Annotated in this window: 12 protein-coding genes and 3 pseudogenes; 6 read left to right on the forward strand and 9 right to left on the reverse strand. The window is 70.1% G+C overall.

All coding sequences use genetic code 11. The annotated features are described in order from the left end of the window. Positions 1–282 precede the first annotated feature (282 nt). Positions 283–1,890, forward strand: coding sequence for a hypothetical protein (locus ACFYOH_RS36925; protein ID WP_388635036.1), 1,608 nt, complete (start codon positions 283–285; stop codon positions 1,888–1,890). A gap of 96 nt (positions 1,891–1,986) precedes the next feature. Then, positions 1,987–2,487: a hypothetical protein gene (locus ACFYOH_RS36930; protein ID WP_388635184.1), complete on the forward strand. Its 501-nt coding sequence runs from the start codon at positions 1,987–1,989 to the stop codon at positions 2,485–2,487. A 27-nt stretch (positions 2,488–2,514) separates the two neighbouring features. On the opposite strand, the pseudogene ACFYOH_RS36935 reads toward ACFYOH_RS36930, so the two are convergent. Continuing rightward, positions 2,515–3,260 (reverse strand): annotated as a pseudogene (locus tag ACFYOH_RS36935) (IS5 family transposase); the annotation flags it as partial. A gap of 54 nt (positions 3,261–3,314) precedes the next feature. Next, the gene (locus tag ACFYOH_RS36940) at positions 3,315–4,682 is read right to left on the reverse strand and encodes a cell filamentation protein Fic (protein ID WP_388635170.1); all 1,368 of its coding nucleotides are present in this window, start codon (positions 4,680–4,682) and stop codon (positions 3,315–3,317) included. Positions 4,683–4,904: 222 nt separating this feature from the next. Here ACFYOH_RS36940 and ACFYOH_RS36945 point away from each other — a divergent pair, with 222 nt between their 5' ends. Continuing rightward, positions 4,905–6,161: an SLC13 family permease gene (locus ACFYOH_RS36945; protein ID WP_388635038.1), complete on the forward strand. Its 1,257-nt coding sequence runs from the start codon at positions 4,905–4,907 to the stop codon at positions 6,159–6,161. 5 nt (positions 6,162–6,166) lie between these two features. Then, positions 6,167–6,667, forward strand: coding sequence for a universal stress protein (locus ACFYOH_RS36950; protein ID WP_388635040.1), 501 nt, complete (start codon positions 6,167–6,169; stop codon positions 6,665–6,667). Positions 6,668–6,899: 232 nt separating this feature from the next. Here ACFYOH_RS36950 and ACFYOH_RS36955 read toward each other — a convergent pair. After that, positions 6,900–7,274, reverse strand: a pseudogene (locus tag ACFYOH_RS36955) (FadR/GntR family transcriptional regulator); the annotation flags it as partial. 175 nt (positions 7,275–7,449) lie between these two features. Here ACFYOH_RS36955 and ACFYOH_RS36960 point away from each other — a divergent pair. Continuing rightward, positions 7,450–7,887, forward strand: coding sequence for a glyoxalase (locus tag ACFYOH_RS36960; protein ID WP_388635172.1), 438 nt, complete (start codon positions 7,450–7,452; stop codon positions 7,885–7,887). A gap of 303 nt (positions 7,888–8,190) precedes the next feature. Here the strand turns inward: ACFYOH_RS36960 and ACFYOH_RS36965 are convergent. The 3 genes and pseudogenes from ACFYOH_RS36965 to ACFYOH_RS36975 form a co-directional block, all read right to left on the reverse strand. After that, positions 8,191–8,577 (reverse strand): annotated as a pseudogene (locus ACFYOH_RS36965) (PP2C family protein-serine/threonine phosphatase); the annotation flags it as partial. A gap of 135 nt (positions 8,578–8,712) precedes the next feature. Beyond that, positions 8,713–9,162, reverse strand: coding sequence for a hypothetical protein (locus ACFYOH_RS36970; protein ID WP_388635042.1), 450 nt, complete (start codon positions 9,160–9,162; stop codon positions 8,713–8,715). Between the two features lie 561 nt (positions 9,163–9,723). Further along, positions 9,724–9,897 carry a CsbD family protein gene (locus tag ACFYOH_RS36975; protein ID WP_388635044.1) on the reverse strand — a complete coding sequence of 58 codons (174 nt, stop codon included), beginning with the start codon at positions 9,895–9,897 and terminating at the stop codon, positions 9,724–9,726. Positions 9,898–10,036: 139 nt separating this feature from the next. On the opposite strand from ACFYOH_RS36975, the gene ACFYOH_RS36980 reads away from it, so the two are divergent. Then, entirely contained in the window at positions 10,037–10,207 is a 171-nt protein-coding gene (locus ACFYOH_RS36980) for a hypothetical protein (protein ID WP_014673915.1), read from the forward strand. 648 nt (positions 10,208–10,855) lie between these two features. On the opposite strand, the gene ACFYOH_RS36985 is transcribed toward ACFYOH_RS36980, so the two are convergent. From ACFYOH_RS36985 to ACFYOH_RS36995, 3 genes are all read right to left on the reverse strand, one after another. Then, entirely contained in the window at positions 10,856–13,258 is a 2,403-nt protein-coding gene (locus tag ACFYOH_RS36985) for a SpoIIE family protein phosphatase (RefSeq protein WP_388635046.1), read from the reverse strand. A 91-nt stretch (positions 13,259–13,349) separates the two neighbouring features. After that, complete coding sequence (locus ACFYOH_RS36990; protein WP_388635048.1) at positions 13,350–17,636, reverse strand: HAMP domain-containing protein; 4,287 nt, start codon at positions 17,634–17,636, stop codon at positions 13,350–13,352. A gap of 901 nt (positions 17,637–18,537) precedes the next feature. Then, a complete protein-coding gene (locus ACFYOH_RS36995) occupies positions 18,538–19,764 on the reverse strand; it encodes an RNA-guided endonuclease InsQ/TnpB family protein (protein ID WP_388635050.1) in 1,227 nt (408 codons plus the stop codon). Between the last annotated feature and the right edge of the window lie 201 nt (positions 19,765–19,965).

The following is a 19,965-nucleotide window of genomic DNA, read 5'->3' on the forward strand; positions in this document are numbered from 1 at the left end:
TCAGTATTTCCTTCAACTTTCGGTGCCTTCGCATTGACGGAAGAAAAGGCGAGCGGTGTGGTCCCGCTTTCCATGAAACCTTGCGCATCCTCATTGACCCGGACGCGTCAAGTCTGCTTTGCTTCTCGCCGTCTGACGGGGCATCACCTGCTGCGACCAGCGAAAACTGCGTCGCCGAAGGGGAATTGCGGTTCACCCGGCCCTGCCCCGTCGACGTGTCACGCAGCTCGCCTCCACCGCACCCACGGCGGAGGTCTGTACGCAGAAAGGAACCCATTACCCATGGGTAAACCCCACATTCGCGGCGCGGCCCGGGCGACCCTGACCGGTCTCGCGTCGCTGTCCCTTCTCACCGCCGCGGCACTCGCCTCCATACCGCAGGCGTCAGCCGCCCCCCAGGCCGTCGGTCACACGGCCAGACCGAACCCGTACGACCCGGCCTACCAGCACCCGTACCGGCACGGTGTCCTGCCGACCATCCAGCAGCACGCCAAGATGAAGTCCTGGTCGGCCGCCCACCCCGCCGCGACCGCGGCGACCGGGCCGGAGACGCTCTCCTACGGCGGCGGCATCGACGGCATCGGCGTCCAGAGCGGTCACTCAAAGGTCTACCTGGTCTTCTACGGCTCCCAGTGGGGCACGCAGAGCACCAACGGCAGTGGCGACGCCACGTTCTCCGGCGACCCGGACGGCGCGGCCCCGGTCACTCAGGAGATGTTCAAGGGCATCGGCACGGGTAACGAGCTGTGGTCCGCCGATCTCACCCAGTGGTGTGACGGACCGAACGTGTCGGCGGGCGCCACCAGTTGCCCGTCCAACGCGAACTTCGTTCCGTACCAGAGCGGTGGCGTTCTGGCCGGCGTGTGGTACGACAACTCGGCAGCCTCCCCGAGCGCCGCGACCGGACACCAGCTGGGTGCCGAGGCCGTCAAGGCGGCCGGTCACTTCGGCAACACCACCGCCGCGTCCAACCGGGACGCCTACTACGTCATCCTCTCGCCGCACAACACCAACCCGGACAACTACCAGGGCCAGTACTGCGCCTGGCACGACTACAACGGCGACAGCACCCTGACAGGCGGCCCGGTCTCCTCCTCCTACGGTGACATCGCGTTCAGCAACCAGCCGTACAACATGGACTCCGGCGCCGGCTGCGGTGTCGGTTTCGTCAACTCGCCCGGCACGCTCGACGGCTGGACCATGACGCTCGGCCACGAGTGGCACGAGATGATGTCCGACCAGAACCCGGCCGGCGGCTGGACCAACCAGACCGGAAGCTCGTACAACGGCCAGGAGAACTCCGACGAATGCGCCTGGATCTCGCCCGGCAGCACGGGCGGCGCGGCCAACGTGAAGATGGGCACCGGCACCTTCGCCGAGCAGGCCAGCTGGTCCAACGACACCAACTCCTGCGCCATCTCCCACCCGATCGTGGGCGGCGGAGGCACGGGCGGCGGCACCCTCACCAACGGCACCTTCGAGACCGGCAACCTGTCCAGCTGGACCACCAGCGGCAGCACTTCCGCAACCACCTCGGCGGCACACAGCGGCAGCTACGGCGCGATGGCCGGCTCCACCAGCCCGACGAACACGTCCTCCCTCTCCCAGAGCTTCACCGCCCCGTCCGGCACCAGCAAGGTCTCCTTCTGGTACAACGTCACCTGCCCGGACACCGTGACCTACGACTGGGCGACGGCCACGCTCCAGGACACCACGTCTGGCACCACCACGACGCTGCTGGGTAAGACCTGCACGCAGGGCGCAGGCTGGAAGCAGGTTTCCGGCACCGTCACCCCGGGCCACAACTACACGCTCACCCTCACCAACAAGGACGACGACTACGCGGGTGACCCGACGTACACCTACTACGACGACGTGACCGTCTCCTGACCCTCACCCCATACCGCGGGGGGCGGGCCGCCGCCCCGCCCCCCGCCCTCCGCCGCCGCCCGTCAGTCCTGTCGGGCGGCGCCCTCGGGAGCGCCCATGCCACACCCGCCGGCCCGCCGCAGCCCCGTCCGGCCGCGCCCCTTGCCCGCCACCGTCGCCTGCCTGGCGGCCGTGGTCTGCCTCCTCACCGGATGTTCCGGCGGACCCGCCGGATCCTCTCCCCTCACACCGCCGCCGGACTCCGGTGTCTCCCCGGTTCCGGCCGGCCACTCCTCGAGCCCCCTCGTCCTCGACGAACGGGCGCGGGGAACGACCGTCCGGGTGCCCACCGGCACGCTCGTCGTGGTGCGCCTGCACAGCACCTACTGGTCGACCCCGGCCGGATCGGACCCGCAGGTGCTCGCCCCGTCCGGAGGCGGCACGATCCCCGCCGGCACTTGCCCGCCCGGCCGCGGTTGCGGAACCTCCTCGGCACGGTTCACCGCCCGCCGTCCCGGCACCGCGCACATCACGGCCCGCCGCACCTCCTGCGGCGAGGCGATGCGCTGCTCCCCGGGCCAGGAACGCTACGAGGTCACCGTCACCGTGACCCGGTAGCTGGTCCGGTGCCGGCGGTGACCGGGTGCGCAGGCGGGCCGCCCGGCTGTCGGTCTTCTCCGGGATGGTGTGCCGGATGCCTCGGCGTCGCAGGTACTCGCGGCACGGGCGGTTGCTGTATCCCTTGTCGGCCGCGATGCTGTCGGGCTTCGTGCGGGGCCGGCCCACACCGACCCGCGGAACGCAGATCTTCGCCAGCACCGTCTGGAACTGGGTGCAGTCTGCCCGCTGTCCGCCGGTCACGACCAGGGACAGTGGGCGGCAACGGCCGTCCGCGCTCAGGTGGAGTTTGCTGGTGAACCCGCCCCGCGAGCGGCCCAGGCCCTCACCTCCAGCACCACCTCCACCAGCCGGGCGAGCAGGCTTTGCCATGGTGTTTCGCCCTGGTGTTCTGCCGCTTCGACCCCCTTTGACGCGGGCGTCGGCGGCGGTTCCGTCCGGGCACCGGCCGCGTGCTGATGGGCCCGCACGATGGTGGAGTCCACCGAGATGTCCCAATCGATCTCGCCCGCGACATCGGCAGCGGCCTGGACCTGCTGCAGCAGTCGTTCCCACGTCCCGTCGGCCGACCACAGCCGGTGGCGTTCATAGACGGTCTTCCAGGGGCCGAATCGCTCGGGAAGATCCCGCCACTGCACTCCGGTCCGCACCCGGTGCAGGATCCCATCGATCACCTGTCGATGATCCCGCCATCGGCCACAACGTCCATTGCTCACCGGCAGGAACGGCCGCAACCGTTCCCACTCGGCATCTGTCAGATCGCCCCGCCCCATGCCCACAACAACGACCCAGGCATGGGGCCGGTCACGTGATCGCCCGGACAGCTCCTAGGGGGTCGGGTCGGTGGCTCGTCGTCGGGTTTCGCGCAGGTGGAGGTCTATGTACCTGGTGAGGGTCAGTGCGTCTTGTGGGGCGTCGGCGTGGAAGGAGACCCGGCGTAGCAGTCGCACGCTGTCGAGTGCGACGTCTTCGCGGGCCAGGACGAAGAGGAGGGTGAGGAGGGCGCAGCGGGCGTTGCCGTCGTCGAAGGGGTGGAAGAAGCAGACGTCGAGGAAGGCGCGTGCGGCCCGGGCAGTCAGTGGGAGAGGCCGGGTGGCGTCCTTGGCGCTTTCGGTGAGGCAGGCGTCAAGGCGGGTGCGGGTGTCCGAGGCGATGCCGTAGCGTTCCCGGCCGCCCTTGGCGAAGGCGGGCAGGCTGCGGAACGGCGGCAGCCCGGGTGTGGCGAGGACGTGTTGTTGCCAGCGCTGGATGAGGGCGAAGTCGAGCCGGGCGCCGCGCGCGGCGTCGGCTCGCATTAGCTCCAGGGCGGTGAGCAGGCCCTGTCCGCGGGCGGGGTCCAAGATGGCGTCGAAGGTGCGGATTTCCTGCGCCATTCCGTCGCGCACCGGTGTCACCGGTGCGTCCCCGGTGCTGTCGGCGGCCTCATGCCACGGCACGACTTCCCGTATGGCGAGCCAGCGCTTCAGGTGGTCGGGCAGCGGCGACTCGGCGGCCCGGGCGTCCGTGTGCGGCCGCATGGAGGCCGCGAGCTGTTCGGCGATGTCCTCGACCAGTACCGGGTCGGGGCCGGTCCAGCTCTTGAACCGGCCGCCGATCGCCCGGTCCACCAGGTGCTCGGCGTCGTCGGCCGCGACGCCCCAGCGGGTGAGGAACCAGCTGAGTACCTGATGGCAGTGCCCGTACCAGGCGCTGCCGCAGCCGGTGCGGTCGGTGACGTGCAGGATCAGGTTGCGGGCGGTGCGGTCCCACAAGATCCGCTGGTCGTCGATGTCGGCCAGGTCCAGCGGGTAGGCCTCGAATCGTGTGGCCAGCCTCTCCAGCCACTCCCGCCACTCGCACAGTGCCGCGGTCACGCGGTCGAGGGTCTCGTCCGGGGTGGTGACCGAGTGCTGGGGGCAGCACCAGCTGCCGACTGGACCTCCGTCGAAGTCCCCCTCGTCGTGCGCCCATCGCCAGCCGGCGACCCAGGGGCCGTAGTGCTCGGCCAGGGCGTACGTCATGGCGTCGGACCAGGGTCTGGCCTCGTCCCAGCTCCATTCGTGCAGGGCCCGGTCACCCGGCGGCACGTCGGGGCGTCGGGGCACCCGCCCGGCCGGCCCGAGCGACCTGACCACCCCTGCCGCCGCCTCGCTGTCGAACGGATGACGGGCGGGGTCCACCTCATCCCAGGTCAAGTCGCGGGGCGACAGCTCCATGAACACCGCGCAAGTCTCTTGCCTCGCCGGCACCGGTTCAACCCGATTACCGAACCGCGCCGGAACACCTGCGCGACGCCCTTGCCGCACGTCGGCCGCCCACCCCGCCGGCGGGGGGCGGGCCGCCGCCCCGCCCCCCGCCGGCAGGTGGGCGCCCGCCATGGCGGTCAACGGGCGGGCCGGACCTCGCGCGGGCGGTCGCGGGCGGGGGAAGATCAAGTGGTGAACTCCTCTGTGGCGGAGGCCGTCTCCGTCGTTCTGCTGCTGGTGGTGCTGGCGTGCGCCGTCGTTCGCCCGTTCGGGTGGCCGGAGGCGGTGGTCGCCGTGCCGGCTGCGGGTGTGGTGATCGCCACCGGGGCGCTCTCGCTGGCGCACGCCCGTGAGGAGGCGGAGCGGCTCGGGCCGGTGATCGGGTTCCTTGCGGCCGTCCTGGTCCTCGCCCAGCTGTGTGACGACGAGGGGCTGTTCCATGCGTGCGGGGCGTGGATGGCCCTTAGTGCGGCGGGGCGCCCGCGCCGCCTGCTGGTGCAGGTGTTCGCCGCCGCTTCGGTGATCACCGCGGTGCTCAGTCTGGATGCCACGATCGTGCTGCTGACGCCGGTGGTGTTCGCCACCGCCGCCCGGCTCGGTGCCCGGCCGAAACCGCACGTCTACGCCTGCACCCACCTGTCGAACACCGCGTCGCTGCTGCTGCCGGTCTCCAACCTCACCAACCTGCTCGCGTTCGCCGCCAGCGGGCTGAGCTTCACGCGCTTCGCCGCCCTGATGGCCTTGCCCTGGCTGGTGGCCATCGCCACCGAGTACGTGGTCTTCCGCCGGTTCTTCGCCACCGACCTGGACGCAGGGGCTCAGGCCCCACGCACCGCCGGGCAACGCGAACTGCCGGTGTTCGCCCTGGTCACAGTGGCCTGCACGCTGGCCGGGTTCGTCCTCACCTCCATGGTGGACGTCAACCCCGCGTGGGCGGCCTTCGCCGGCGCCCTCGTGCTCGCCGGGCGGGCCCTGGCCCAGCGCCGTACCACGCCCACCGCCATCGTGCGGGCCGCCGCGGTGCCGTTCCTCGCCTTCGTCCTGGCCCTGGGACTGGTGGTCCGCGCGGTCGTCGACAATGGGCTGGCGGCGGGGCTGGGACACCTGATCCCGGGCGGTACCGGACTGGCGGCGTTGTGCGGTATCGCCGCCCTGGCCGCGGTGCTGGCCAACGTCATCAACAATCTGCCCGCCGTGCTGGTGCTGCTGCCGCTGACCGCCCCGTCCGGGCCGGCCGCGGTCCTGGCAGTCCTGCTAGGGGTGAACATCGGCCCGAACCTCACCTACGCCGGCTCCCTGGCCACGCTGCTGTGGCGGCGCATCGTGCACGAACACGACAGTGACGTCGAACTCGGTGAGTTCACCCGGCTCGGTTTGTTCACTGTGCCTGCCGCCCTGGGGCTGTCGGTGGTGGCACTGTGGACCTCGCTCACCCTCATCGGAGGCTGACCGTCATGAAAGTCATCGCCTGGATCACCGAGGGCACCTGGCCCGCCGGCATCGACGCCGCCCGCGCCCACGCGCCCGACGACGCCGACATCGTGCTGCTCCACGTCACCCCGGCCGACGTCCCGGGCGCGGCGCACGGCGCCTTCGCCGGTCTGCTCGGCCGCGGCCATGGCGAACGCGACCCCGGCACGCAGGTGGAGCACCTCGCCGCCGCCTCCGCCGAGACATTCCTGGCCGAGGCCGCGCAGCGTCTGGGCCGCCCGTGCGCCCGTGTCGAGCGGACCGGCCGCGTCGAGCGGGAGGTCGTCGCCGCTGCCGAGGGTGCCGACCTGCTCATCCTCACCCGCGACGGTGACCGGACCCATCTCGGGCCGCGCAGCCTGGGGCATGCCGGCCGTTTCATCGTCGACCACGCCCCGTGCCCCGTCCTGCTGGTGTGGCCCGAGCCCGCGCCAGGCATCGACACCATCCCGCCCCCGCCACCCCACCCGCCGCACCACCAATAGCGGCAGGCACCCGGCATCGGACCGTCTTCCGCGGCCAGGAGCATGGGCGACGGTGAAGCGGACCGAATTCTTGGTGTGATACGAGCAGTCGATGTCCAGCAGACCTCGGTGGCGGGGATCCTGGCAGCTGAGCCCCGCTCTTCCCTCTCGCGGCGCCGGTGGGCGCCGACAGCGAGCCGACGCCCCGTCGACATGCCTGTAGGGCGTCCACCGGCAGGTCCCCGGGAGCTCCTCACGCCTCCTGGCGGGGAGGCTTCGCCGGAGCACCCCGGCGACGCCCCGCTGCACCGGTGACGGGTGACTCCAAGGAGCGCAGGTGTTCCCTCAGCCACTGCTCGGTGTTGTTGACGTGCAGGAGGGCGGCAGCCTGGCCCAGGAAGGCGTCGCGGGAGGAGAGGGCCGTGAAGATCGACTCGCGTTCGGCGAGGGTGCGGCCCGCGGCCTGGTCGTCGACAAGGCCGCGCCAGATCCGGGCGCAGCGTGCGGCCCGATATGCCTTCCAGGAGCGCGGGGAGCGAGTCGTTGCCCGTCGCGGAGATCACGGCCCGGTGGAAGCCGCGTCGTGGGCGTTGAGCTGCTCGACATCGTCGCGGGCCTCGCGCATGGGGATGTACTGGGCCCCATGGTTGGTGTGCATGACCGCCCCGGCGAGGCTGCCGCGGGTCTGTTCGGCGGCGGTCAGGGCGTTGGCGGATAAGCTGAGCGGGATCCGGCCGCTGAACGCGGTGTCGACGAGGCTGTATCTCCGGCCCCGCAGCCCAGTCGGAGCAGGGAGTGCCGACATGGACGTTCTCTTCATCACGAGCGTGGCGGTGGTGGTCGCCGACCCGTCGCTGAGCCGCAAGCTGTTCATCGAGGTTCTTGGCCTCTCTCTGGAGGGGGAAGGCAACGGCTACTACTCCAGCGGGAGCGTCCCCGGCAGCAAGCACTTCGGCCTGTGGCCGCTCTCGCAGGCGGCCGAGGCATGCTTCGGCACGGACCAGTGGCCCGCCGACCGGGTGGTTCCACAGGCGTCTATCGAGTTCGAGGTGGCGAACGCGGAAGCCGTCGCAGCCGCCGGTGCCGAGCTTCAGCGTGCGGGCTTCGAGTTGGTGCACCAAGCCCGAATCGAGCCGTGGGGTCAGACGGTGGCCAGACTTCTCACGGCGGACGGCTTGATCGTCGGGATCTCCTACGCCCCCTCCTTGCACGACGTGCAGGACGACCAGGACTCTGGCTGAGCCCGGCCTGAGACGGGTGAAGACGTCGTAGTTCCCTGACGTACTCCGGCCCCGGGGATCAATGGGACCGTGGTTGGTGCCGAGATCGATCACACCCTGTGAGGGCCTGCGCAGACCGGCCATCGGCTCCGTCCGCCAGGGTCCGGGGCTTTCACGCTTCACGGGGTTGTGCCGCCTTTCAGGTCGCCTGGCGGGGTGCTGTCGCCTGGATGAGGAGCAGGGCGATGTCGTCCTGGTGTGGGGTCGGGGGCAGTGGCTGACGAGGGTGTTGGCGAGGGCGCCGAGGGTCTGGTCTGGCGCCTGCGCGAGGCAGGTGACGAGGTCGGCGGTGGCGTCGTCGATGTCGGCGCCGGGGGTTTCGATCAGGCCGTCGGTGTACAGGGCGAGGAGGGTGCCGGAAGGGAGCGGGATCTCGGTGGTGGGGTAGGTGGCGTCGGGGTCGATGCCCAGGAGCAGGCCGGGGGGCAGGTGGAGGATTTCGGTGTGGCCGTCGGGGTGGCGGATCAGGGGTGGGGGGTGTCCGGCGGTGGCGAGGCGGGCGCGGTGGTGTGCGAGGTCGAGGTGGGCGTACAGGCAGCTGGTGAACAGTCCCGGGTCGAGGTCGATGAGGAGTCGGTTGGTCCCGGCGAGGACTTCGCCGGGGGGCGTGCCGGCGGTGGCGTGGGCGTGGACGGCGATGCAAGGCCACAACGAGGGCGGCCAAAGCGGTGAGCACGATGGTCGACGCAGTGAGGCGCCGCCGCCACCCCCGAGATCATCCGGGCTGCCCGCGACATGCTCCCCAACCCCGAGAACTCGATCACCTCGATCGCCAAGATCCTCGGGTCAGCCCCGGCACGCTCTACAACCACATCCCCGACCTGCAAGAGCTCCGCGCCTCCGGCCGCGTTCCGAACACCACAGGTGCGCAAGACGCTCCACGGCATCGGCGATGGCCACGTTGGACAGCCACAGCCGGACCAGGACGGGCACCAGGGCGATGGCGACCGTGGCCAGGCCCAGCCACCGGAGCGCGTCCCGGGCGGCCTGTGGCCCGGGGCCCAGACGCAACGCCCCGCCGAGACGCCGGGCCAGGCGACCGGTGAGAGACAACGCGAGGGCGGTCGTGAGCAACAGGGAGACAGCGACGAGGGTTGCGGCGACGATACGCAAGGCGGTGCGCCAGACCGGCCGGTCCGCACCGGTCCGGTGCATGGTGTGCAACACCCGGCGGAAGCTCACATGGCTGAATCCCGGCCACAGGGCTCCCGCCCCCCGAGAAAGATCAGCGTCCACGCCGCGGACGATGGTCCGGCCATCTGCAGCTGCACAGCAGAGTGCGGGATGCGACCCGAACGGCCTGCGACATGTGGTGAATGACCCCGGTCCGGCCGCGGGCATGGTCAGGCCCACGATCGAGAGGATCACCAGCAGTACCGGAAACAGGGCCGTCGAACCTGTCAGCGAAGATGCGCTGGACTGAGTGACAGGGCTGCCGGCCGCGACGCCGGGCAGCGTCCACCGGAGCGGAGTACGCCGGCGGTTACCGGGCGGCACGGGTTGACGGCCTGCGCGCAGGAGGTCGTCGAGGCTTCGACAAAGGGGAAGAGGTCGGTGGAGCGCCGGTTCAGCTCGGTGCGGTCGCGGGCAGCGCCGCCTTGAGGGCCGCTTTGTCGCTTGCAGGGAGCATGTCGGTCGGCAGCTTGACGTTGAACCGCGGGGATGTGCGGCGCAACGCCTCGGGCGACCTGCGCCCGCTCGCGTTCCGCCGGGTTCCGCAGCCGGATGCCATCGAAAAGGGCCTTCCCGGATGACGCCCGGAAAGGCCCTTCCGTATCCACGGTGCACAAAGCAAAGTCAGTGCTTGAATGCGTCCTTGGCCTTCTCCTTGGCCTCACGGACGTCACCCGTGCTCTTTTCTGCCTGTCCCTCAGCGGCCATGCGGTCGTTGCCGACGGCGTTTCCCACGGTTTCCTTGGCCTTGCCCTCGGCCTGCTCGACCTTTGCCTTGGCCTTCTCTCCGGCAGTCATGAAGGGGGACCTCCTCGTAGCTTGTGTACCGCTGTCCCGATAACCGGCTCGTGCCCCGGCGTTACTCTCAGAAACAAGGCAGCGTCGGGCGCATGTGGGCCACTTTGCAGGGCAGACGGGCGACAGGAGGTTGATAAAGATGGTTCCTCTGCTGTTGGTTCTTCTTCTCGCCCTGATCCTTTTCGGCGCCGGCTTCGCCATCAAGGTCCTCTGGTGGGTCGCCGTCGCCGTCCTTGTACTCTGGCTTCTCGGCTTCGTCATGCGCTCCACCACCGCCGGCGGCGGTCGCGGCCGTTGGTACCGATGGTGATCTGACCCGTACACACGGCCCGTTCGCAGGGCCCGGCCGATACGACGACCGGGCCCTGCGCGCATGCCGAAAGTGTTGCCGTCAGGCGCGTAGCGTGACCATACGCTCCATAGACGCCCCAAACTGGCACGCGCGATGGAACCCGCCGTGCCCACTGCCGAGACGATCCCTCGCCGACGGCGGAATGGCTCAAATGGACTGCGACCGGTACACCTGGGAGACAGACGCCGGTGGACAGCACGGCGAGCCGTCAGCCAACGTGCTATCGCGGGATTGACGGCGGCCGTGTCGCTTCCCCGCCCGGCCCCGGGAGCATAAGAGTTCCAACAGGAGCCGGCCGATGTGGGGCAGCGCGCGCACGGCGCTGTCGGGTGTCGGCGATGGAGGGGTCCCTTCGCTGTCCCCGGGGGCGCCATAAGAAGCACTGGCCGCGCCGCTGCGGCACAGTGGTGCACCCGTGTGCTGGGCGGCGAGGACAGCGGCGCGAAACGACCCTCGCGAGACGGCTCCAGATCCTGCGGGCTGGCCCGGGGCCCGTCTGCTGCTTGGCGCGGTCGTAGGCGTCCAGGGCCCAGGTGTAGTCGTCGCGCGTCCAGTGGGTCGGTCGAGCGGGTTCTGCCGGAGCCGGCCCGGTGACCCGAGTCGCGGCTAGGTCACGCGGATGCCGACGATGCAGGTGTCGTCGTCCGTGTCCGACCTGCTGTAGGTCAGCAGACGGTCGAGCTGTTGGTCCAGGGTCTTCGGCGCGGTACGGGCCGTGGTCAGCAGGTGGGTCAGGGACTCCTCCACAGACCGGTCGCGGCGCTCGATGAGCCCGTCGGTGTACATCAGGAGCATGTCCTCCGGCGCGAATTGCAGCTCGGCCTCCTCGTAGACGGCTTCGGGCAGTGCGCCCAGCAGCATGCCCTTGACCAGCGGCAGCGGGGTCGCCTCCGGTCCGCGGACCAGCACGGGCGGGAGATGGCCTGCCCGTGCCCAGCGCAGACTGCGCTGATCCGGGTCGTACAGGGCGCACACCGCGGTGGCCGTGACCCCTCCGGTCAAGTGGTGCGCCAGGATGTTCAGCCAGGACAGCAGCTGCCCCGGCCCGGCACCCGTCACGGCGAGGCCACGCAACGCGTTGCGCAGAACGACCATGCTGGTGGCGGCCTCGATGCCGTGGCCTGCGACGTCACCCACGCACAGCAGCACCAGCCCGGACGGCAGCACCACGGCGTCGTACCAGTCGCCGCCCACCAGATGCTCGGTCTCCGCCGGCCGGTAGCGCACCGCGACCTCCAGACCGGGCACCGTCAGGGGGGCCTGCGTTGGAGGCATGATGGCGTGCTGCAACTGCAGGGTCAGACGGTTGCGTTCCGTCGCCTGCTGCTCGGTGTGGGCGAGCTGGTCCCGGGTGGCGGCCAGCGCCACCTCCGTCCAGTGCTGGGCGGAAATGTCCTGGTAGGCGCCCCGCACAACGAAGAGCCGCCCGTCGGCGTCGAGGGCTGGTTCGGCGACCACCCGGATGTGGCGGGTCACGCCGTCGGGGCGTTGCAGCCGGAAGGCCGCGGAGGCCGGCCGGCGGCGGTGCAGCAGCGTCCGCAAGAACCGGCCGAGGGCCACCGCGTCGTCCGGGTGCGCGTGCGCGGGCAGCTCCTCCAGCGGTACGGGCGTGCTCGCCGGGGACCGGCCGTAGAGGTGGAACAGTTGGTCGTTCCAGGTGATCTCACCGGTGAGCAGGTTCTCCTCGAAGCCGCCGATACGGCCCAGACGTTGGGCGTGCTGGAGCAGGCTCGCCAGCCGCGCCGTCTCGTCCTCGATACGCCAGATCAGCAGCACGCTGCTGCCGTGCCGGCTGATGCTGAGGTCCGCGACCGCCGACAGCGGCACCTGGTCGACGAGAGCGGTCAGAGGCACCCGGCGGCCCCGGAACGGCTCGCCGGTGGCGTAGACCCGCTCGACCCGCTGGAACAGCTCGCTCTTCCCGGCGGCCATGGGGTACGCCTCGAGCAACAGCGCTCCGCTGACGACCGCGCGCGGCCGGCCGCTCGGGTCCAGGAAACGGCTGTTGACGTGCTGGATGCGGAAGTCCACCAGCTGGCCGGAGCCGTCGACGTGCGGCACCAGCACCAGTGCGGGGTCGTGCAGTCCATCGGCCAGCTCCATCAGTTCGGCGGCGTCCGGCAGGATCCGTGGGTTCTGGCCGGGGCACTGGCGGAGCGTGTACGTCTCCAGGGTGTGCGCGCACAGCTCGGCCAGGGCTTCCACCTGCCGGACGATCTGCGGCGGCTGCGGCTCCAGCGGCCCGGGCCAGGCGATCTCCAGGACGCCGTGGATGCGGCCCCCCGTGCCGGCGGGTACCGCAACCCGGCCGCCGGCCGGATGCAGGTGCCGGCCGATGGTGGGCAGCCCGATGTCGGCGAGCGACTCGAACCACTGACCGGTGAGCTCGGTCAGCCCCCGGCGGGCCACGGTCGCCACCTCCGGGGGGACGTAACGCCATCGGACGGCCTCGGCGGGGGAGAAGCCGGCGCTTCCGCTGAGGGTGAGCGAGCCGTCCGCGCCCGCACTCCACACGGCCACGGCGACCGCGCCGAGCGGGCGCAGTGCATGCTCCAGCAGAGCGTTGGCGACGTCCTGAGTGTCGTTCGCGGCCAGCGCTCCGCTCTCCGCAGCCCGCAGTCGCAGGGCGGTGTCCTGGCGCGCGGGCGTCTCGGCGGCGGTGCTCAGGAAGGCGTCCGCGATCTCCGACACCCGATCGCGGGCGGCCTGGTTGATGACGTCCACCGCGAACTCCAGTGGCGTGACCTTGGCCTGCGCGGTCAGCTCCGCGAGCTGCCGGGCGGCTTGCGCCGGACCGCAGCCCAGCCGTTCGACCAGGATGCCTTTGGCCAGCTCGATCAGCGCCCGGCCCTCCGCCTCCGCATGCGCGGTACGGACCTCGCGGCGCAGCCGTTCCACCGTGGCGGCCAGCCTGCCGACGGGGGAGGTGGGGGAGACGCCCGCGAGCTCCAGCGGCGCAGTGCCCGACGCGGCTCCGTCCGGTTCGCGTGGCTGCTCGGGCGTCTTCACGATGTGCACGCTCCTCGGCTGAACGACGCTTGGACGCGGGTCGTGCCGCGCCGGGCTGTACCCGCCCCGTCGGCGGGTGGCACCGGCGCGCTCACGCGGACAGCCAGCGTCGGACGCAGGCGATGAGGTCGCGGGTGTCGACGGGCTTGGTGACGTAGTCGCTGGCGCCGGAGGCCAGGGACTTCTCCCGGTCGCCGGGCATCGCCTTGGCGGTGACGGCGATGATCGGCAGCTCGGCGTACTGCGGCAGCTTGCGGATCTCGGCGGTGGCTGTGTAGCCGTCCATCTCCGGCATCATCACGTCCATCAGCACCAGCGCGATGTCGCGGTTGGCGAGCAGCGTGTCGATGCCCTTGCGCCCGTTCTCCGCGTGCAGCACCCGGAAGCCGTACATCTCCAGGATCCCGCTGAGTGCGAACAGGTTGCGCGCGTCGTCGTCGACGACCAGGACCGTACGGCCCCGGAAACTGTCGTCCACCGGCGGTGCGGGGTCCTGCGGGTCCTCGAGCCGGACAAGGGAGAGCACGTCCCCGGGTGCCTCGGCGGCCAGGTGTAGGGCGATGCGTTCGCGCAGCTCGTCCAGGCTGGACAGGAACTCCAGGGACCCGTCGTCAGGGTGGGAGCGCAGTGCTTCGGCCCGTGCCACCTCTGGCCGGTGGCTGCTGTGGATGAGCACCGGTACGCTCGCCAGGCCCGAGTCGCCTTTGAGGGCCCGCAGGAACCGGCTCGCCTCCCCGTCGGGCATGTCCAGGTCCAGTACGACGCAGTGGCAGGACTCGGTGGCCAGCGCGCCCGCTGCCTCCTGCGCTCCGACGGCGGTGATGACGTCCACCGCCGGCAGCGGGGAGCCGTCGTCCGGGCTGTGCCGGGCCACGTCCGCGACCACGCTCTCGGCGACTAGGGTCAGCAGCCCGCGCGGCCGTTCCTCCACCACCAGGAGCCGGCGCGGTCGTTGCTGGGGAATGACGGGCTGCGGCGAAGCGGTGGGCTGGCCCGCGGTGGCGGCCGATGCGAGTCCTGCCGGTTGTTTCGGGCTGTTCGGGGTGGGCCGACCGTCGTTGAGCAGCTCTTCGAAGTCCGGCCGGGCCACGGGCAGGTACAGCGTGAAGGTGGTGCCCCGGCCGGGCACGCTGTCCACCGCCACGGCACCGCCGAGCAGATGCGCGATCTCCCGGGTGATGGACAGTCCGAGGCCCGTTCCGCCGTACCTGCGGCTCGTGGTGCCGTCCGCCTGCTGGAACGCCCCGAAGATCGACTCCAGGTGCTGCTCCGGAATGCCGATGCCGGTGTCCCGCACCCGGAACGCCACGACGGCACCGCCGCGCACGACGTCCTGCGGAACCTCTCCGTCCGTGGCGGGCTCAATGGCCAGCTCGACGCTGCCCAGCTCGGTGAACTTAACCGCGTTGGACAGCAGGTTGCGCAGCACCTGCCGCAGCCGGGAGTCATCGGTGAGCAGGTCGGCGGGCGCGCCCGCCGCAGTGGTGACCGCGAACTCCAGCCCCTTCTGGGTTGTCATAGGCCGGAAGGTGGCCTCGACGTAGTCGATGAGCCGGCGCAGCGGCACCCGTTCCGGGGTGACGTCCATTTTGCCTGCCTCGACCTTCGACAGGTCCAGGATGTCGTTGATCAGCTGCAGCAGGTCGCTGCCCGCGGAGTGGATGACGCCCGCGTACTCGACCTGTTTCGGGGTGAGGTTGCGCGAGGGGTTCTGGGCAAGCAGCTGGGCGAGGATGAGCAGGCTGTTGAGCGGGGTGCGCAGCTCGTGGCTCATGTTGGCCAGGAACTCCGATTTGTACTTCGAGGCCAGCGACAACTGCTGGGCGCGAGCCTCAAGTTCCTGCCGGGCCTGCTCGATCTGCAGGTTCTTCGCCTCGATGTCGCGGTTCTGCGCCGCCAGCAGCGACGCCTTCTCCTCCAATTCGGCGTTGGAGCGCTGCAGCTCGGCCTGCTGGGACTGCAACTCGACCGAACGCGCCCGCAGCTCGGCGGTCAGCCGCTGCGATTCCTCCAGCAACTCGTCGGTGCGGGCGTTGGCCACGATCGTGTTGACGTTGACGCCGAGCGTCTCGCGGAGCTGTTCCAGGAAGTCCCGGTGGACGGGCGTGAAGGCGGTGACCGACGCCAGCTCGATGACGCCGAGGACCTGGTCCTCGAAGAGGATCGGCAGCAGGATCAGCGCGGTCGGCACCGCCTGGCCGAGCCCGGAGGAGATGGTCACGTACCCTTGCGGCAACTCGTCGACGGTGATGGTACGGCGGCTGCGCGCGGCCTGGCCGACCAGCGAGCGGCCGAAGGAGAACCGGGTGGGCCGCCCGTCGTCGTCGGGCCTGCCATAGGAGCCGACAAGCCGCAGCTCCGGGCCGCGCTCACCGTCCTCGGCGAGGTAGAAGGCGCCGTACTGGGCCGACACCAGCGGCGTCAGCTCGTCCATGATGAGCTCAGCCACCACAGGCAGGTCCCGGTGGCCCTGCATGAGACCGGCGATGCGCGCCAGGTTGGTCTTGAGCCAGTCCTGCTCCTGGTTGGCCCGGGTGGTCTCGCGCAGCGACTCCACCATGGAGTTGATGTTGTCCTTGAGTTCGGCGACCTCGCCGGAGGCCTCCACCGTGATCGAGCGGGTCAGATCGCCCTCGGCCACGGCGCTGGCCACGGCGCCGATGGCCCGTACCTGACGGGTCAGGTTGCCGGCCAGCTCGTTGACGTTCTCCGTGAGCCGCTTCCAGGTGCCCGAGACGCCCTCCACCTCGGCCTGGCCGCCGAGGCGTCCTTCGGTGCCGACCTCGCGGGCGACGCGGGTGACTTCGTCGGCGAAGGCGGAGAGCTGGTCCACCATCGTGTTGATGGTCGTCTTCAGCTCCAGGATCTCGCCGCGTGCGTCCACGTCGATCTTCTTCGACAGGTCGCCCCTGGCCACGGCGGTCGTCACCAGAGCGATGTTGCGTACCTGACCGGTCAGGTTGTTCGCCATGGAGTTGACGTTGTCGGTGAGGTCCTTCCACGTGCCGGCCACGTTGGGCACGTGGGCCTGGCCGCCGAGGCGTCCTTCTGTGCCGACTTCGCGGGCGACGCGGGTGACCTCGTCGGCGAACGCGGACAGGGTGTCGACCATCGTGTTGATCACATCGGCCAGCGCGGCGACCTCGCCCTCGGCCCGGATCGTGATCTTGCGGGACAGGTCGCCCCGTGCGACGGCGGTGGCGACCTGCGCGATGGAGCGCACCTGGCCGGTCAGGTTCGACGCCATCACGTTCACGTTGTCGGTGAGGGCCTTCCAGGTGCCCGAGACGCCTTTGACGTCGGCCTGGCCGCCGAGGCGTCCTTCGGTGCCGACTTCGCGGGCGACGCGGGTGACTTCGTCGGCGAAGGCGGAGAGCTGGTCGACCATCGTGTTGATGGTGTTCTTGAGTTCGAGGATCTCGCCGCGGGCGTCGACGGTGATCTTCTGCGACAGGTCGCCCTCGGCCACCGCCGTCGCCACCTGGGCGACATTGCGGACCTGGGCGGTGAGGTTGCCCGCCATGAAGTTGACCGAGTCGGTCAGATCCCGCCAGGTGCCCTTGACGCCTTTGACGTCGGCCTGGCCGCCGAGGCGTCCTTCGGTGCCGACTTCGCGGGCGACGCGGGTGACTTCGTCGGCGAAGGCGGAGAGCTGGTCGACCATCGTGTTGATGGTGTTCTTGAGTTCGAGGATCTCGCCGCGGGCGTCGACGGTGATCTTCTGCGACAGGTCGCCCTCGGCCACCGCGGTGGTCACCTGCGCGACGTTGCGGACCTGGTTGGTCAGGTTGCCCGCCATGAAGTTGACCGAGTCGGTGAGGTCCCGCCACACCCCAGCGACACCGGGCACCTTGGCCTGACCGCCGAGGCGTCCTTCGGTGCCGACCTCGCGGGCGACGCGGGTGACCTCGTCGGCGAAGGCGGAGAGCTGGTCCACCATCGTGTTGACGGTTTCCTTCAGCTGCAGGATCTCGCCGCGGGCGGGCACGTCGATCTTCTGCGACAGGTCGCCCTTGGCCACGGCAGTGGCCACCTGGGCGATGTCACGGACCTGGGTGGTCAGGTTCCCGGCCATGGCGTTGACCGAGTCGGTCAGGTCGGCCCAGGTTCCGGAGACCCCCGGCACCTCCGCCTGGCCGCCGAGCGTCCCTTCGGTGCCGACTTCTCGGGCCACGCGCGTCACCTCGGAGGTGAACACGGACAACTGATCGACCATGCCGTTGAACACGCTCGCGATCTCACCCATGAGACCGTCGGCGTCCTCCGGCAGACGTGTCCCGAAGTCGCCGTCCCGCACGGCCGTCAACCCCGCCAGGAGCTGTCTGAGCTCCCCGTTGTGCGGCCCGGCGTCGATGAGCTCGGCCTTGTCGATGTTCATGCGCACCCTCGTCCCGCTCCCCTGGAGCCCTCGGCAGTGAAGACTCGCACACCCCGGCGGGCCGCGGTGGGCCCGTAAACGCTCTGCATTCCCTCACCTCACGGCTTTGGGCGAGGAGAAAATACGCCGCAGGCTAACCCACTCGGTACCCGCCGAACAAAGCCTCCGGTCGCTGCGCACCAGGGAAGGAATCCGCCACGAAGTGCCAGGCATGACACCGGAGCCACGGGGTAGTTGGCCCAGTTCTCGTGTCTCGATGTCCACCAGGATCGTGCCGTAGGTGTGCTCCAGTAGGGGTGCCGCCTGCGCACGACCACCGACGCGCCATCTGGGAGCAGATCACCCACGGGCTTTCATGATCGCGGTGCTGGGTCCCTGTGACGGCCAGGTCGGCACGTACAGCAGGTGGACCGATTTCGATGCGCTGGAGGCCGAACGCACCGCCGTCGCCTACCTGTCGTCCACCACGAGCCGAACGGCGGGCTTGGATGAGAACATCCGATCGCCCAGATGTATGGCGGGGCCGGCCGTTCGAGCACGAGCACCGCCTCGCCGAACGCCTCCACAGCAGCCTGCTGCACACCCTGCCGGACGTGGAAGGTGTGGACGTCGCCAGCAGCTGCGCGACCGCCGCCGACATGACCGGGCGCCGTTGGCGCCTGGAACAACTCGCCACCGCGCTCGCAACCGTGACGGGCGGGCTCAGTGCCGACCGAAATCCGTGCCTTGCTGCTCCACCGGCAACCCGACGCCGAGCTGCCCGACGACTGCGGCCTCCTTGTCGTCCGCTGCCCGGTCAACAGCTCGCCGGGAGGCTCGGCTTGCGGTCGGCTGAAGGGCGAGCGGTCTCGATGCCGCCGGGTCCGTAGTGATCAGCGGCCGATTTGACATCCTCGCCCACCTAAAGGAGGGCGATTCCCGTCTGCCGCGCCGTTGTCGGGTGCGGCTCCGGGTGGGTTCCTGCTTCATCGCGCTGTGCCGGTAGGGATACCGGTCTTACCTGCGCTCCACGGGCTGACACGGCCAGTCCGGCCGCGTTCGCGACGTTGACCGCCGCGTTGATGTCCCGGTCCAGGACGGTCCCACAGGTCCCGCAGGTCCACTCTCGGACGTGGAGGGGTTTGGGGCCGTCCTTGACGCCGCAGGCCGAGCAGACTTGAGAGGTGGGCTCGAAGCGTCCGATGCGCACGAAGGTGCGCCCGTACCGGCTGGCTTTGTATGCGAGCATGGTCACGAACTGCGACCATCCGGCATCGTGCACGGACTTGGCCAGGCGTGTGCGGGCGAGTCCCTTGACCGCCAGGTCTTCCACCGCGATGGCTTGGTTTTCGCGGATCAGCGTGGTGGAGAGCTGGTGGTGGAACTCCCGCCGTGCGTCCGCGACGCGGGCATGCGCCCGTGCGACGCGCACCCTGGCCTTGTTCCGGTTGGCGCTGCCCTTCTCCTTGCGGGACAGGGAGCGCTGTGCCTTCTTGAGCTGTTTCTCAGCCCGGCGCAGGAAGCGGGGGCTGTCGATCTTCCGGCCGTCCGAGAGGACGGCGAAGTGCCCCAGGCCGAGGTCGATGCCGACCTCGGGTATTGCCGGCATCAGGACTTCTTCGGGGCCGGTCTCGATGACGAACGAGGCGAAGTACCTACCCGCGCTGTCCTTGATGACGGTCATGGTGGTGGGGGTGGACGGCAGGGTGCGTGACCACGTCACCGTCAGGTCGCCGATCTTGGGCAGGCGCAGCTTTTTGCCGGGTGTGATCTTCCACCCGGCGTTCGCGGTGAATCGGATCGCCTGCCGGGTATCCCGCTTCGACTTGAAACGGGGCGGCCCCATCTTGGGGCGCTTGCCCTTGAGGGAGCCGAAGAAGTTCCGGTAGGCGGTGTCCAGGTCCCGAAGGGACTGCTGGAGGATCACCGACGACACTTCGGTCAGCCACGCCCGCTCGGGCGTCTTCTTCGCGACCGTGAGCCGCTTGGAAAGCTCACCGGAAGTGACGAACGGCAGCCCGGCGGCGCGGGCGTCCTCGCGGACGCGCAACGCGTCGTTGAAGACCACCCGTGCGCACCCGAACGCCCTGGCCAGCGACTGACGCTGACCAGCGCTCGGGTACACGCGGAACGAATACCGAAGCTGCATGGCGATCACCATACATACCCACGCTGGACTCCAAATCCCGATGTGCGCACGGGCGTCACGTCATCGTGGGGCGGACACTTCTGTTCCGGCTCCTACTTCGCCGGCATCTACGCAGGGGCGCCCCTGACCGTCGTGAAGCAGTACATCGAGAATCAGAAGCGCCCCGCGGGCTGAGGTGAACAGTGCGGACCCGTGCCCCTG

Source organism: Streptomyces sp. NPDC007856 (genome assembly GCF_042868225.1).
Classification (GTDB): Bacteria; Actinomycetota; Actinomycetes; order Streptomycetales; family Streptomycetaceae; genus Streptomyces.

Bases quoted from the DNA above. Each gene is read 5' to 3' on its own strand.
- ACFYOH_RS36925 (WP_388635036.1), top strand. From the start codon at position 283: ATGGGTAAACCCCACATTCGCGGCGCGGCCCGGGCGACCCTGACCGGT.
- ACFYOH_RS36930 (WP_388635184.1), top strand. From the start codon at position 1,987: ATGCCACACCCGCCGGCCCGCCGCAGCCCCGTCCGGCCGCGCCCCTTG.
- ACFYOH_RS36940 (WP_388635170.1), bottom strand. From the start codon at position 4,682: ATGGAGCTGTCGCCCCGCGACTTGACCTGGGATGAGGTGGACCCCGCC.
- ACFYOH_RS36950 (WP_388635040.1), top strand. From the start codon at position 6,167: ATGAAAGTCATCGCCTGGATCACCGAGGGCACCTGGCCCGCCGGCATC.
- ACFYOH_RS36960 (WP_388635172.1), top strand. From the start codon at position 7,450: ATGGACGTTCTCTTCATCACGAGCGTGGCGGTGGTGGTCGCCGACCCG.
- ACFYOH_RS36975 (WP_388635044.1), bottom strand. From the start codon at position 9,897: ATGACTGCCGGAGAGAAGGCCAAGGCAAAGGTCGAGCAGGCCGAGGGC.
- ACFYOH_RS36980 (WP_014673915.1), top strand. From the start codon at position 10,037: ATGGTTCCTCTGCTGTTGGTTCTTCTTCTCGCCCTGATCCTTTTCGGC.
- ACFYOH_RS36990 (WP_388635048.1), bottom strand. From the start codon at position 17,636: ATGAACATCGACAAGGCCGAGCTCATCGACGCCGGGCCGCACAACGGG.
- ACFYOH_RS36995 (WP_388635050.1), bottom strand. From the start codon at position 19,764: ATGCAGCTTCGGTATTCGTTCCGCGTGTACCCGAGCGCTGGTCAGCGT.